At 60.4% G+C, this 14,834-nt stretch carries 14 protein-coding genes; 7 read left to right on the forward strand and 7 right to left on the reverse strand.

What is annotated here, in order from left to right:
- Positions 1 to 197 precede the first annotated feature (197 nt).
- From N005_RS04100 to norR, 4 genes are all read right to left on the reverse strand, one after another.
- Entirely contained in the window at positions 198 to 947 is a 750-nt protein-coding gene (locus N005_RS04100) for a YkgJ family cysteine cluster protein (RefSeq protein WP_047699643.1), read from the reverse strand.
- 77 nt (positions 948 to 1,024) lie between these two features.
- Entirely contained in the window at positions 1,025 to 1,351 is a 327-nt protein-coding gene (locus tag N005_RS04105; protein WP_047699645.1) for a hypothetical protein, read from the reverse strand.
- Between the two features lie 101 nt (positions 1,352 to 1,452).
- On the reverse strand, positions 1,453 to 2,355 hold the full coding sequence (locus N005_RS04110; RefSeq protein ID WP_047699646.1) for a chemotaxis protein CheV: 903 nt from the start codon (positions 2,353 to 2,355) through the stop codon (positions 1,453 to 1,455).
- A gap of 250 nt (positions 2,356 to 2,605) precedes the next feature.
- A complete protein-coding gene (gene norR, locus N005_RS04115) occupies positions 2,606 to 4,162 on the reverse strand; it encodes a nitric oxide reductase transcriptional regulator NorR (RefSeq protein WP_047699648.1) in 1,557 nt (518 codons plus the stop codon).
- 150 nt (positions 4,163 to 4,312) lie between these two features.
- Here norR and hmpA point away from each other — a divergent pair, with 150 nt between their 5' ends.
- The 7 genes from hmpA to cyoE all read left to right on the forward strand — a co-directional run bounded on the left by hmpA (position 4,313) and on the right by cyoE (position 11,977).
- Entirely contained in the window at positions 4,313 to 5,494 is a 1,182-nt protein-coding gene (gene hmpA / locus N005_RS04120; protein WP_047699651.1) for an NO-inducible flavohemoprotein, read from the forward strand.
- Between the two features lie 332 nt (positions 5,495 to 5,826).
- Positions 5,827 to 6,336, forward strand: coding sequence for a disulfide bond formation protein B (locus N005_RS04125; protein ID WP_041022360.1), 510 nt, complete (start codon positions 5,827 to 5,829; stop codon positions 6,334 to 6,336).
- 794 nt (positions 6,337 to 7,130) lie between these two features.
- Positions 7,131 to 8,078, forward strand: a complete 948-nt coding sequence (gene cyoA, locus N005_RS04130) for a ubiquinol oxidase subunit II (RefSeq protein WP_047699654.1) — start codon at positions 7,131 to 7,133, stop codon at positions 8,076 to 8,078.
- Between the two features lie 3 nt (positions 8,079 to 8,081).
- A complete protein-coding gene (gene cyoB, locus N005_RS04135; protein ID WP_047699656.1) occupies positions 8,082 to 10,112 on the forward strand; it encodes a cytochrome o ubiquinol oxidase subunit I in 2,031 nt (676 codons plus the stop codon).
- 3 nt (positions 10,113 to 10,115) lie between these two features.
- Positions 10,116 to 10,742, forward strand: a complete 627-nt coding sequence (locus N005_RS04140) for a cytochrome o ubiquinol oxidase subunit III (protein WP_047699659.1) — start codon at positions 10,116 to 10,118, stop codon at positions 10,740 to 10,742.
- Positions 10,743 to 11,078, forward strand: coding sequence for a cytochrome o ubiquinol oxidase subunit IV (gene cyoD / locus N005_RS04145; protein ID WP_047699661.1), 336 nt, complete (start codon positions 10,743 to 10,745; stop codon positions 11,076 to 11,078).
- Between the two features lie 11 nt (positions 11,079 to 11,089).
- Complete coding sequence (gene cyoE, locus N005_RS04150) at positions 11,090 to 11,977, forward strand: heme o synthase (protein WP_025211928.1); 888 nt, start codon at positions 11,090 to 11,092, stop codon at positions 11,975 to 11,977.
- 224 nt (positions 11,978 to 12,201) lie between these two features.
- On the opposite strand, the gene N005_RS04155 is transcribed toward cyoE, so the two are convergent.
- The 3 genes from N005_RS04155 to N005_RS04165 form a co-directional block, all read right to left on the reverse strand.
- Complete coding sequence (locus tag N005_RS04155) at positions 12,202 to 12,906, reverse strand: hypothetical protein (RefSeq protein WP_047699663.1); 705 nt, start codon at positions 12,904 to 12,906, stop codon at positions 12,202 to 12,204.
- Positions 12,907 to 13,045: 139 nt separating this feature from the next.
- Complete coding sequence (locus N005_RS04160; RefSeq protein WP_052126354.1) at positions 13,046 to 13,789, reverse strand: DUF72 domain-containing protein; 744 nt, start codon at positions 13,787 to 13,789, stop codon at positions 13,046 to 13,048.
- A gap of 96 nt (positions 13,790 to 13,885) precedes the next feature.
- Positions 13,886 to 14,794 carry a LysR family transcriptional regulator gene (locus N005_RS04165; RefSeq protein ID WP_047699665.1) on the reverse strand — a complete coding sequence of 303 codons (909 nt, stop codon included), beginning with the start codon at positions 14,792 to 14,794 and terminating at the stop codon, positions 13,886 to 13,888.
- Between the last annotated feature and the right edge of the window lie 40 nt (positions 14,795 to 14,834).

A 14,834-nucleotide genomic window follows, 5' to 3' on the forward strand; every position in this document is an offset into this window, starting at 1 on the left:
GCTCGTCTTGGAGGCAATACCAAGCACGCTAACATTCTCGGCGAGGGTTAGGCGAGGGGGGAGTGCAGGTTAAGACCTGGGATGACCTGTGGGAGCGAGCCTGCTCGCGATGGCGGCGGCACCAGCCAGCATTGATGTTGACTGGCATGGCGCTATCGCGAGCAGGCTCGCTCCCACAAGGGGCCTTTATGTCGTCTCTAGGCCGCCCGCAGCGAAATAAACGCGTAATCAGGAGTTATCTCAGTGACGACCTGAGCTCCGCAGGCCATGACTTCGCGGGCGACGTCATCCCCGGACAGATGGAACTGCCATTCACCGGTTTCCGACTCAGTTGGCCGCAAGCGCGCCTGATCGATGGCGGCCGCGAACGCTGCCATGTCCGGCAGGTAGGCGGTAAACCCGTCGCCTTTCAGCGCGGTGGTGCGGATTCCCAGGGCTGCACAGATGCGATCCTTGATCGCGATTTCTTCACGATCGGCCTGGCGAGAACGTTCGATCAGCCCGGCCAGTTCTTCATCGACCAATTTCCCGCCGACGATCAGTTGCGGTCCGGTTTCCCAGGATTCCGGCGGGCAGTCCTTGGCGGCAGGGGTGAGCGGGATGTGTGGGTTGATTTCCATCGGATAGATGCGGCACACCAACGGGCGACGTTCGTAGATGCGGCAGAGGTTTTCTTCGTCGAGATTATGGCAACGGCCGGCGTTATAAGCGGCGAAGGTGATCGCCACGAAGGCATCGCTGCCGCCGCTCCGAACCCTGACGGAACGGCGTTCGGCATGCTCGCGTTGCGCCACCGGCAGGCCGAGGCCATTGGGCAGGAAGGCTTCCACCAGGACAATGACCTGGCCGCCATCGCTTGCCCACATCCGAGCTTCGTCGAGGGTCAGGGGAACGTGGTGATCGGAGCAGCATTTGCCGCAGCCTACGCAGGAAAACCTTGTATTCATTGAGCGACCGGTCGAGAACTGGGAGGCGGCGACAGAAAAACGCCGTAATGCGCCTCGCAAAGCAAGTTATGCGCCACTCACTGCTCGGTCGCGGTGGGGCGGATCGAGTCCCATTCGGTCACATGGGCAGTCTTGGTTTTCTTGCGGTAGAGGCACAGCTCGGTGCCGGTCGCCCCTTTCATGTGTTTCTGCGGGTATTGGCCTTGCAGCAACAGCGCGGTGTAGCCGACCCGGTCGTCGAATTGCGCGGCGGTGCCCACCGGTTCGGCGTTCTTCAAGCCACTGGCCTTGATGCAACTGGCCAAAACGGCTTTGTCGTAGGCGGCCCAGGCCTCCGGGCTGGAAGCATGGGCCTGGGAGGCCAGGGCAGCAAAGCCAAGGAAAATCAATGCGCGGGTTTTCATCGGGATGCCTCGTTCCGGAAAGTCAGGGCAAGAGTATGCCTGAGGTTGCCGGACCCTGATCGCTCCCGCGCCGGAGCGCAGGAGCGAGCCATCGGTATAACTCAGTGACCTTGCTCGGCCACCGCTTTGGCCGCAGTGATCAGGCACTTGGTCAGTTCTGGCGAGGAAAACTTGGTCAGTACCCCATTGGCGCCGGCCAGGCGGGCCTTCTCGCTGTTCATGGCGCTGTCCAGCGAGGTGTGCAGCAACACATAAAGGTGGGCGAAGTCCGGCGTTTCCCGCAAGGTGCGGGTGAGGGCGTAACCGTCCATTTCCGACATTTCGATGTCAGAGACGATGAGGTTGATCTGCCCGGCCGTGCCTTGCAGGTCCAACAGGCATTCGATGGCCTCCTTGGCGCTGCGAGCGGTATGGCATTGCAGGCCCAGGTTGCGCAGGGTGTGCACCGATTGCTGCAGCGCCACCTGGCTGTCGTCGACCACCAGGATCCGTGCGTTGCCCAGCACTTCGGCGTCTTCCATGCTCAGTTCGGTGGGCGCGGTTTCGATCTGCGCCGGCGCGATGCCATGGATGACTTTCTCGATGTCCAGCACCTGCACCAGCGTGCCGTCCACCGACGTTACGCCGGTGATGAATGCGCGGTTACCGCCGGAGCCGTAAGGCGGTGGCTTGATGTCGGTGGTCAGGCAATGGACGATCTTGCTCACCGCCTGCACATGCAGGCCCTGCTTGGAGCGGCTGACGTCGGTAACGATCAGGCAGCCGCCATCCGGATCTTCCAGCGGCCGCTCGCCGATGGCGCGGCTCAGGTCAATCACCGACAGCGATGTGCCACGCAGGGTCGCGATGCCTTTCACGTGCGGATGCGATTCCGGCAGTTTGGTCAGTGGCGGGCACGGGATGATCTCACTGACTTTGAGCAGGTTGATTGCCATCAGCTTGCCGCTGCGCAAGGTAAACAGCAGAAGCGAAAGTGAATCTGCGCGGGCTTTGTTGGAAGACATAAAAACCTTCTGTGGAAAAAGGTGGGGCGAACGTGAAGATCGCCAAAACAGCTTTCGATATTGGGTTATCGACTTGTTGGGGGCAGGCTTTAGGGTGAAAGCCCGGATCGTTGTAACAAGGCACTTGTGGCGAGGGAGCTTGCTCCCGCTTGGGTGCGCAGCGCCCATTAAAGATAGGGTTGCTGCGCAACCCAGCGTGAGCAAGCTCCCTCGCCACAAAAGCGCTCGTCCCACAAACGCGTCTGGAAGATTATTTGAGCCCCAACCGTCGCGCCATCCGTCCCAGGTTCGCCCGATCCAGCCCCAGTTCCCGGGCGGCGCTGGCCCAGTTGTGCTGATGGCGTTCCAGGCTGGCGCTGATCAGCCGACGCTGGAAATCATCCATGGCTTCGCGCAGGTCTCCCGTCACGGGGGCCGTCGCCAGGGCGGGGTGGATAGCGGAGGGTTCAGACGCTGGCTCGGTGGCCTGGGGCAGGTCCAGGTCCTGGGCGCCGAGGCTGAGGATTTTCGGGCGCACCGGGCATCTGCCCAGTGCTTTCAGAGCGCTACGGCCGATCAGGTGCTCCAGTTCACGCACGTTACCCGGCCAGTCGTAGGCCAGCAGCGCGGCCTGGGCGTCGCTGCTCAGGCGCAGGCTGTTAAGGCCCATGCGCGAGCGGTTCTGCTCCAGGAAGAAACCGCTGAGCAGGAGTACATCCCGGCCGCGGTCCCGCAGCGCCGGTACCTGCAAGGGGTATACGCTCAGGCGGTGATAGAAGTCGGCTCGATAACGACCGTTGCGCACTTCTTCGGCCAGGTCGCGATTGGTCGCGGCGATCAGGCGCACATCGACCCGGTGTTCCTTGTCCGAGCCCAAGCGCTGCAACTGGCCGCTCTGCAACACTCGCAGCAGTTTGGCCTGGACGGTCAGGGACAGCTCACCCACTTCATCGAGGAACAACGTGCCGCCATCGGCCAACTCGAACTTGCCGCGCCGGTCGCTCGTGGCCCCGGTGAAAGCGCCGCGCACATGGCCGAAGAGTTCGCTTTCCACCAGGGTGTCCGGCAAGGCGGCGCAGTTGAGGCTGATCAGCGGCTGTTCGGCGCGCTTGGAGGCCGCATGGATGGCCTGGGCCACCAGCTCCTTGCCGACGCCGGTCTCGCCGGTGATCAACACGGTCAGGTCGCTGCCGCCTACCAGGTTGATCTCTTCCACCAGGCGTTTATGGGCTTTGCTCTGGCCGACCATATCGCGGGGTTGCTGGCCGCTGGCCTGGCGATAGACCTCGGCGCGACGGTGTTCGTCTTCGGCTTTCAAGGCCAGGCGTTCGATGCGTTCGGCGGCGCTGACCGTGGCGGCGGCGAGGCTGGCGAAGGCTTGCAAGGCGCTGAGGTCGATGGGCTCGAAGCGTTCCGGATCCAGTGAATCAAGGGTCAGCAGACCCCAGGGACGTTCGTCGACGAACAGCGGGCAGCCCATGCAATCGTGAACCTCCAGATGGTCGTCGAGGCCTTCGACCAGCCCGTCGTAGGGATCGGGCAGGTCGCTGTCGGTAGCGAAACGGGTGGGATGCGGGTTGGCCAGCAACGCTTCGAAGCGCGGGTGCTCGCTGACCCGGAAACGCCGGCCCAGGGTGTCGGTGCTCAAGCCGTCCACTGCCAGCGGCACCAGGCAGTCCCCGTCCAGCCGCAACAACGCCGCCGCGTCGCAGGGCAGCAAGGCGCGCAGGGCACCGAGCAGGCGGCGATAGCGCTCGCCTTCAGGCAGCTCGCGGGACAGGTCCGCCACCAGTGGCAGCAGGGAAGTCAGCAGTGAGGTTGCGGTCATAATGACTCCGTGTAGTCGAAAGGACTATATCCTTGCTCGTGTCTTAATGACTAATTTATTTTTAACTTATTGAAAATAAAGGAAAATATTCTTGGCATGGAAACTGATAAGCATGGATATCCGTTTCCGTAATACGCGAGGAGTCACCTTATGCTCACCCGGGAAGAACGCGCCATCATTCGCTCCACCGTTCCATTGCTTGAAAGTGGTGGTGAAGCGCTCATCACTCACTTCTACCGCATGATGCTTTCCGAGTATCCCCAGGTCCGACCACTGTTCAACCAGGCTCACCAGGCCAGCGGCGATCAACCCCGGGCCCTGGCCAACGGCGTGTTGATGTATGCGCGGCACATCGACCAGCTCGACCAGTTGGGTGACCTGGTGGCGAAAATCGTCAACAAGCACGTCGCCTTGCAGATCGAGCCCCAGCATTACCCGATTGTCGGTTCCTGCTTGTTGCGGGCGATTGCCGAAGTGCTGGGCAACGAAATTGCGACGCCCGAAGTGATCTCGGCCTGGGGCGCCGCCTATAATCAATTGGCCGATATCCTCATCGATGCCGAAGTCGGCATGTACGACAAGAAGGCCGCTGCCCCGGGTGGCTGGCGGGGCGATCGGGAATTCATCCTGGTGGCCAAGGTCCAGGAAAGCTCGGAGATCACCTCGTTCTACTTCGAACCGGCGGACAAGGGGCCGATTCTGCTGGCCGAGCCGGGTCAATACATCGGCATGAAACTGTTCCTGGACGGTGAGGAAGTGCGCCGCAACTATTCGCTGTCGGCCCTGGCGGACAACGGCCAGTATCGGATCAGCGTCAAGCGCGAGCCGGGTGGGCGGGTATCGAACTACCTGCATCATGATTTCCAGATTGGCAGCAGCATCCAGTTGTTCCCGCCGTCCGGGGATTTCTACCTGACCGCCAGCGACAAGCCACTGGTGCTGATCAGCGGTGGCGTCGGCATCACCCCGACCCTGGCAATGCTGCAGGCGGCGTTGCAAACCGAGCGGCCAGTGCATTTCATTCACTGCGCACGCAATGGTCGCGCCCACGCCTTCCGTGAGTGGATCGACGACCTGGCCGAGCGGCACCCACAGCTCAAGCGTTTCTATTGCTATGACGAAGACGACGGCCTGAGTCCGGCGGCCGACCGGATTGGCTTGCTGAGCCAGGAGCAACTGGCCAAATGGCTGCCGGAACAGCGTGACCTGGATGCCTATTTCCTTGGGCCGAAAGGCTTCATGGCGGCTGTGAAGCGTCACCTCAAAGCCCTGGGCGTCCCGGATGGACAGAGCCGCTACGAGTTCTTCGGGCCGGCTGCGGCGCTGGAATAAAGGCGGGCGGCAAGCCTGGCAGAACCGGGTTGCCTTCATCGCGAGCAGGCTCGCTCCCACAGGGAATTGCGGCGGATGCACTGTTGTGACCGCCGCAAAAACTGTGGGAGCGAGCCTGCTCGCGAAGGGGCCGGCATGCGTTGCACATTCTCAACTGACCCTTCGCCCGCTCAAGGTTAATCCGCACTTAACCTTTTTCCTGTCTATTCCCCCTCAAAGTTGGCGCAAGCCGCTCGTTCACTGTCATGGCCAACGTGTAGACTTCGGCCATCCGACAGCGCGCCGAGTGTCGCAAGGCTGTGCGTCGATCCATGCATCCAAAGGAAAACGCAATGAGTGAGGAAATGATGCGGTTGGGCCGCGAGCGTCGCTACCTGGTGCTGCTGGGGCTGATCTGCCTGGCGCTGATCGGTGGTGCGCTGTACATGCAGGTGGCCCTCGGTGAAGCACCATGCCCGCTGTGCATCCTGCAGCGATATGCGCTGTTGCTGATCGCGATCTTCGCGTTCATCGGCGCGGCCATGCGCACCCGTCGCAGCCTGACGATTCTTGAGGGGATTGTGGTGCTCTGTGCCCTGGCCGGCGCGGGAGTGGCGGGGCATCACGTGTATACCCAGTTCTTCCCGGCAGTCAGTTGCGGCATCGATGTGTTGCAACCGATTGTTGATGATCTGCCGCTGGCGAAGATCTTCCCCCTGGGTTTCCAGGTCGATGGGTTCTGCTCCACCCCGTACCCGCCGATCCTGGGCTTGTCCCTGGCGCAGTGGGCATTGCTGGCCTTCGTACTGATCGTGGTGCTGGTGCCTTTGCTGGTGTCGCGTAACCGCAAGACCCTTCGCTGAAGCACCCTGATGAAACGCCCCGGTTTTCCTGTTGGAGAACCGGGGCGTTTTGCATTTCAGCGATGTGAAGGATCGGCCTTGATCCGGGACAAGAATGACCTGCGACACTGTGCGACACGTTGTCACACATTTCCCGGTTCCAGGGTCGTCCACAGCCTGAATAGGTACTTCGTCCTGTAACAAAAAAACCTCCCGGCTTGCCATGGCTGTGATCTTTGCGGAGCTGGCAGCAGGCATTTTTAACAGCGCAACGCCAGTAGGCGAGCACCCCGAAAAACGGGCCCTTGACGGGCAAAAAACCTCAACGCGTTCCGTTCAGGCTGTCTGAATCGCCGGTAGTAGACCTACCTTTTTTGGGGTTCTTGTTGAGAATCAATTTCGATAACATGCCGCACCGTTGCGGTATCGGGAAGAGATTGTTGTCGGTTTGGATAAAAATTATTTCGGGATGAGACATGGTCTCCGGCGCCTCAGCTCACTACAATCGCCCGCACCGAGTATCCGACCCGGCTCAGGCTTGAGCACGAGAGGCGGTCGAAGGGCGCCAGCGTCCCATGCGATCCCAGGTGTCGGTGCCTTCCTACTACCTGCACCAAATGGAATTGGGCTGTAACAAGGCCTTTTACCGACGAATTCGAATAAGAACTCACTGCTGGCCCAGGATAAGTCGAACAGCGTCTAACGCTCGACGGGCAGCCCTTATTCAAATCCAAGAAAATGCCAACCCTTGGCAGGGTGAAGTGTTGGCGATCAAAACCCAACTGCATTGCGCAAGCTGCTTTAGAGGTCGTGAGATGAGTAAAAACAGGTACCCCCGATTACTAGGCTTGTTGCCGCTGCTCGGCACGTTGCTGCTGGGAGGCTGCAACATGACCTTGCTCGATCCCAAGGGCCAGGTCGGCCTGGACGAACGAAACCTGATCATCACCGCCACGCTGCTGATGTTGCTGGTCGTCGTGCCGGTTATCGTCATGACGTTCCTGTTCGCCTGGAAATACCGCGCGTCCAACACCAAGGCCGTGTACACGCCGAAGTGGTCGCACTCCACCAAGATCGAAGCGGCCGTGTGGACGATTCCGGTCCTGATCATCATTGCCCTGGGTTATGTCACCTACAAGTCGACCCACGCCCTGGACCCGTACCGTCCGCTGGACTCCGACGTCAAGCCGATCACCATTGAAGTGGTCTCGATGGACTGGAAGTGGCTGTTCATCTATCCGGAACAAGGCATCGCCACCGTCAACAAGATCGTGTTCCCGGCCCACACGCCGATCAACTTCAAGGTCACCTCCGACACCGTGATGAACTCGTTCTTCATCCCGGGCCTGGGCGGCCAGATCTACGCGATGGCGGGCATGCAGACCAAGCTGCACCTGATCGCCAACCAGAACGCCGAACTCGAAGGGATCTCCGCCAACTACAGCGGCGCAGGTTTCACCGGCATGAAGTTCAAAGCAATCGCCACCACTCAGGAAGACTTCGATGCCTGGGTCAACGATGTGAAGAAGGCACCTAAACAGCTTGAAAAAGCTGAATACGAAGCCCTTTCCAAACCGAGCCAGAACAACCCAGTCGAACTCTACTCTGCGGTCACGCCGAACCTGTTCCAGACCATCATCGACAAGTATGAAGGGATGAACCCAGGCAAGCCGATGCACCACGAGAAGCATGAGAAGGAAGTGGCGCACAACATGGAAGGGATGGACATGAGCTCGCATTCAGCTGCCGGGGCAGAGGAGTAAACGATGTTTGGTAAATTAAGTTGGGAAGCGATCCCGTTCCACGAGCCGATTGTCATGGTGACCCTCGCCATCATCGCGCTCGGTGGTCTGGCGCTGTTCGCCGGGATCACTTACTTCAAGAAGTGGACCTACCTGTGGACCGAGTGGCTGACGTCGGTCGACCACAAGAAAATCGGCGTGATGTACATCGTCGTCGCCATGGTCATGCTGCTGCGCGGTTTTGCCGACGCCATCATGATGCGTACCCAGTTGGCCATGGCCACCGAGGGTTCGCCTGGCTACCTGCCGCCTGAACACTATGACCAGATCTTCACCGCCCACGGTGTGATCATGATCATCTTCATGGCGATGCCATTCTTCACCGGCCTGATGAACCTTGCAGTGCCGCTGCAGATCGGTGCCCGTGACGTTGCCTTCCCGTTCCTGAACTCCCTGAGCTTCTGGCTGCTGGTGTCCGGCGTCGTGCTGATCAACGTTTCCCTGGGTGTTGGTGAATTCGCCAAGACCGGTTGGGTTGCCTATCCGCCGTTGTCGGGGCTGCAGTACAGTCCGGGCGTGGGTGTGGATTACTACATCTGGGCGCTACAGCTATCCGGCCTGGGGACGACGCTGACGGGGGTCAACTTCCTGGCCACCGTACTGAAAATGCGTACCCCGGGCATGAAGCTGATGGACATGCCGATCTTCACCTGGACCTGCACCTGGGCCAACGTCCTGATCGTCGCTTCGTTCCCGATCCTGACCGCTACCCTGGCACTGCTGACGCTTGACCGTTACATGGATTTCCACATTTTCACCAATGAACTGGGTGGAAATCCGATGATGTACGTCAACCTGTTCTGGGCCTGGGGTCACCCCGAGGTGTACATCCTGATCCTGCCGGCGTTCGGTATCTTCTCCGAAGTCATCTCGACCTTCTCCGGCAAGAAGCTGTTCGGCCATCACTCGATGATCTACGCGTCCGGCGCGATCTCGGTGCTGGGCTTCATGGTCTGGCTGCACCACTTCTTCACCATGGGTTCGGGGGCCAGCGTCAACGCCTTCTTCGGCCTGGCGACGATGCTGATTTCGATCCCGACCGGGGTGAAGCTGTTCAACTGGCTGTTCACCATCTACCAGGGCCGCCTGCGTTTCACCAGCCACGTGCTGTGGACCCTGGGCTTCATGGTGACCTTCGCCATCGGCGGCATGACCGGCGTACTGCTGGCCATCCCGGGTGCCGACTTCGTCCTGCACAACAGCCTGTTCGTGATCGCGCACTTCCATAACGTGATCATCGGCGGCGCGGTGTTCGGCTACATCGCCGGCTTCGCCTTCTACTTCCCGAAAGCGTTCGGCTTCAAGCTGCACGAAGGCTGGGGCAAGGGCGCGTTCTGGTTCTGGATCACCGGCTTCTTCGTCGCGTTCATGCCGCTCTATGTACTGGGCTTCATGGGCATGACCCGTCGCCTGAACACCACCACCAACCCTGAGTGGGTGCCGTACCTGTACGTCGCCATGTTCGGTGCGGTGCTGATCGCCGTCGGTATCGCCTGCCAGCTGATCCAGCTGTACGTCAGCGTGCGCGACCGCAACAAGCCAGAGAACATGTGCGAACACGGCGACCCGTGGGATGCCCATACCCTGGAATGGTCGACCTCTTCGCCACCGCCGTTCTACAACTTCGCCGTGCTGCCGAAAGCGGACACCATCGACCCGTTCACCGAAGCCAAGGAAAACGGTACTGCGTACCAGACTCCGGCCAAGTACGCGCCGATCCACATGCCGAACAACACCGCTACCGGTGTGGTCATGGGCGGCCTGTTGACGGTGTTCGGTTTCGCGATGATCTGGCACATCTGGTGGCTGGCCGCCGCCAGCCTGGTCGGCACCGTGGTGTATTTCGCCATCCATGCCGCCCGCGACGATCAGGGCTACATGGTGCCGGTGGATGTCATCGAGCGCATCGAAGCCGAGCAGCACAAACGTCTGGTCGCGGCCGGGAAAGTCCGGGCTACCTCCACCCGTGTTGAAACCTCGTTGGAACAGGCTTAAACCATGTCGAACTTAGTGACCAATGTTGGACACGCCCATGGTCATGACCATGGGCACGATGACCATCACCACGACTCGGGCGAGATGACCGTATTCGGTTTCTGGCTCTACCTGATGACCGACTGCATTCTGTTCGCGTCGATCTTCGCGGCATACGCGGTGCTGGTAAACAACGTCGCCGGTGGCCCGTCGGGCCACGACATCTTCGAACTGCCTTACGTACTGGGCGAAACCGCTCTGCTGCTGTTCAGCTCGATCACCTACGGCTTCGCCATGCTGGCGTTGTACAAGGGCAAGAAAACCCAGGTCCTGGGCTGGCTGGCCATGACCTTCCTGTTCGGTGCCGGCTTCATCGGCATGGAGATCAACGAGTTCCACGTGTTGATCTCCGAGGGCTTCGGTCCTAACCGCAGCGGTTTCCTGTCCGGGTTCTTCACCCTGGTCGGCACCCACGGTCTGCACGTGACCAGCGGCCTGATCTGGATGGCGATCATGATGTACCAGGTCCAGAAAAATGGCCTGACCGCCACCAACAAGACCCGCCTGAGCTGCCTGAGTCTGTTCTGGCACTTCCTGGACGTGGTGTGGATCTGTGTATTCACCGTTGTTTATCTGATGGGGACCCTGTAAATGGCTAACGCACATTCCCATGATGGTCATGACGCCGGCCACGGCAGCGTCAAGTCCTATGCCATCGGCTTCATCCTGTCGGTGATCCTGACCATCATCCCGTTCGGCCTGGTGATGTACCCCTCGCTGCCCAAGAGCCTGACCCTGTGGATCGTCCTGATCTTCGCCGTGGTCCAGGTCCTGGTGCACCTGGTGTACTTCCTGCACCTGGACCGCTCCGCCGCCCAGCGTAACAACGTGATTGCGTTTGTCTTCGCGGCGTTGGTGATCGTCCTGCTGGTCGGCCTGTCGTTGTGGATCATGTTCAGCATTCACACCAACATGATGGCGCACTGAGGAAAGTCCGGATGTCCTTAAAGCACTTTATCCAAATCACCAAGCCGGGGATCATTTTCGGTAACGTGCTTTCTGTGGCGGGCGGATTTTTCCTGGCCTCGAAAGGGCATGTCGATCTGGCCATCTTCCTGGCGGCGATGATCGGCACCTCCCTGGTGGTGGCGTCCGGTTGCGTGTTCAACAACTGCATCGACCGCGACATCGACATCAAGATGGAGCGCACCAAAAACCGTGCGCTGGTCCAGGGGCTGATCCCGGTACAACTGGCCCTGGCGTTCGCCACGGTGCTGGGCGTGGCCGGCGTGGCATTGTTGTACCGCGTGGCCAACCCGTTGGCGGCGCTGTTCGCGGTGATCGGTTTCGTCATCTACGTCGGCCTCTACAGCCTGTACCTCAAGCGCAAGTCGGTTCACGGCACGCTGGTGGGCAGTCTGTCGGGGGCGATGCCGCCGGTGATCGGCTACGTGGCGGTCAGCAATAGCTTCGACATGGCTGCGCTGACGCTGCTGGTGATGTTCAGCCTGTGGCAGATGCCGCATTCCTATGCCATCGCGATCTTCCGCTTCAACGACTACCTGGCAGCCTCGATTCCGGTGTTGCCGGTCAAGCGCGGTATCCGCGTGGCCAAGAAGCACATCCTGCTCTACATCCTGGCCTTCCTGGTGGCGACCTTGATGCTGACCTTCAGCGGCTACGCCGGCATGAGCTACCTCGCCGTCGCCGCTGCCATGGGCATGTACTGGCTGTACATGGCCTGGACCGGCTACAAGGCCGTGGATGACACGGTCTGGGCACGCAAGCTGTTCGTGTTCTCGATCTTCACCATCACCGCCCTGAGCGTCATGATGTCCCTGGACTTCAAAGTGCCAAGTGAGCTGCTGCTGACCTACGCACCTTAAACGCCAGACGCTGCACAGAAAGCCCCGCCTTCGAGAGAAGCGCGGGGCTTTTTCATGGGGGGCTTCCCGCACTGTTGTTTCTATTGTGGGAGCGAGCCTGCTCGCAATGGCGTCGGCACATCCAGCATCCATGCAAGCTGAACCACCGCTATCGCGAGCTGGCTCGCTCCCACAGGAGGTCTGCGTGGCACGGGGAAGCGTGCCTGCTCAGATCCCGTGTGTGGTTATTGCTGGGCGATGCTGTAGCCGTCAAAGGCCTTTTGCTGTTGCAGGGCGGTGATGATGCTTTTGCGGGTGGCCTGTTGTTCGGTGCCATCGTTGTCGAGGAACAGGTCGTTTTCCAGTTCGGCCTCGTCCCCTTCGCCGACGAAATTGAAGCCCAGGAATTCGAAGGCCTCACGGTCGACGTTCGGCTTGGAGCTCGGGGTGCGCAGGGGCAGGGTGACGCTGATGCCGTCCTTGCTGATGACAAATACTTGCGCTTCCTTCTTGGCCCGCGAGGCCTTGCCCTTGCTGCCGCTCGGGTTGCTGATGGCCTGGTGGGTCTGGTTCAGCACCTTCAGGGCCAGGCCATAGACCAATTCCTGGAACGCCGGATCGTCCTTGTAGCTGGAAAGAATCCGGCTGATGGGGAAGCGGCTGCTCAGGTCTTCCAGCGCGGCGAAATCGGCCGCTTCGGCGTCCTTGAGTTGCTTGAGCTGGCCCATCAGTTCGTAGGCCTTGTCATCGTCGAACGCATCATGGGCCTGGCGGATGGCGCTGCGCAGTTCGCGGATCTGGTCGCTCTCGCGGTTCGACTGGAAGGCATCCAACACCATCTCACTGATGGTCTTGGCTTGAGGCAGATGCTGTGAAAGATTGATGGAGTTTTCGTATTCCGCTTTGGACGACAGGGTGACTACGGATTCAGCGGTGTTGGAATCGGACATTGAAATTTCACTACTTCTGTTAGCTGGATAAGACGAGAAAGGCATTGAGCTTTTTTTCGGTCGCCTAATCTATTGGACGCGGGCGGTGTTGTCACGGCTGATCCGGTGGCTGGTCGGCATTTGTTGCCGGCATCGGCGTTCAGGTGCGCATCAGCGCCTCCAAGCGCAACGCGTCGGGGATGGCGGCGCCACCGGCGGTGTTGTCGAAGATGCACCAGGTAGGCGTATCGGGCTCGCGTTTCAATTGCTGGGCGAGTTGCTCCAGCCAAGTGTCTTCGTAGCGGGAGTAATAGATCCGCGGTGAGCCGTGCAACCGGTAATAACGCACCCCAGGCCAGCCTCCAGGCTGATCGCAGCCGGGCAAGGGCGATGGATCGGCGGCAACACGGCCGATGTGTTCATCGTGCAGCAATGCCGTGACGTGCTCGGCCAGCCAGCTTGGGTGGCGTGGCTCAAGCACCGCGTGGCCCTGATAGCGGTCCCGCAAGGCCCTGAAAAACGATTCGGCCACCGCCGCATCGAAGGCCAGCGAGGGTGGCAGCTGGATCAACAGGCAGCCCAGCTTTTCCCCCAATTGCGAACATTGTCCGAGAAACTCATCCACCAGCCCGTCGCAATCGCGCAACCGCCGTTCATGGGTGATTTGCTTGGGCACCTTGACCGAGAAGCGGAAGTTCGGCGCGACGCTGTCTGCCCATTTGGCATAGGTGGCGGGACGGTGCGGGCGGTAGAACGAACTGTTGATTTCCACGGCCGGGAAGCGGGCACTGTAGCGTTGCAGGTGGGTGCCTTCCTCGGGAAAGGCCGGCCATTGCTCCCGGGGCAACGACCAGCCGGCGCAGCCCAAATGAAAGTCAGGTGAAGAGCGAGATTGAATCGACAAGGGCAATGACCTGTACCGTCTCTGGTTTCGCTGGGGTGTCCTGTAGCCCTGGGAGGCTACATTCGCAAAAGTAGCCTCTCAGGGCTACTCCTACGTTTAGTCAGCGGATCTCGCCCATTTCTCCAACGCAAATTCCACAAAACTGCGCAGCTTCGGTAACCGGTAGCGATCCTGGGCGTAAATCAGGTTCATCGGCCGATGGGGCAGTTGATAATCCTGCAGCAACGCCACCAGGTGTCCATCCTTCAGGTCCTGTTCCACCAGTGCATCGGGCAGCATCACCACGCCCATGCCGGCCAGGGCCGCGCGGTGCAGGCCTGCGGAGCTGTTGATCAGCATCGGGCCGTTCACCGGCACTTTGATTTCTCCCTCCGGGCCGTTGATGGGCCAGTGGTCCTGAGCGAAGCGCCACTCGTCGCCGGCGGAATAGGCGAACGACAGGCAGTCGTGCCGTTGCAGGTCGGCGGGCTGTTCCGGGGTGCCCCGGCGGGCCAGGTAAGCCTTGGACGCGCAGATCGTCAGGCTGTAGTCGATCAAGGGCCGGGCAATCAACTTCGGATCGGACAGGCCGAGGCGGATGGCGGCATCGAAGCCGTGGTCGAGCAGGTCCAGGCGCTGGTTGGTCAGTACCACGTCGAGTTTGACCTGCGGGTAACGCTGGCTGAATTCGGCCAGGGCCGGCGCAAGGCGTTCGGTGCCGAAGGTCAGCGGCGCGGTGATGCGCAGGGTACCGGCGGGTTCGCCTTGGGTCTGCTCGGCCAGGCGCTCGGAGTCGGCCACCAGCCCCAGGACTTCCAGGCAGCGCTGATAATAGGTCGAGCCGAATTCCGTCAGGCGCTGACGCCGGGTCGTGCGATTGATCAGTCGCACCCCCAGGCGTTGCTCCAGTGCGCGAAGATGATTGCCCACCATGGTGGTGGACATTTCGCACGCCTGGGCCGCCGCGGTAAGGCTCCCGGTTTCTACCACTTTGACGTAAACCGTCATTGCCTGGAACAAATCCATTATCAAGCCTGGCTTCTAAATGATTGAAGTAAAGCAGCAT

It is taken from the genome of Pseudomonas mediterranea CFBP 5447 (assembly GCF_000774145.1).
In the GTDB taxonomy this organism is placed as follows: Bacteria; Pseudomonadota; Gammaproteobacteria; order Pseudomonadales; family Pseudomonadaceae; genus Aquipseudomonas; species Aquipseudomonas mediterranea.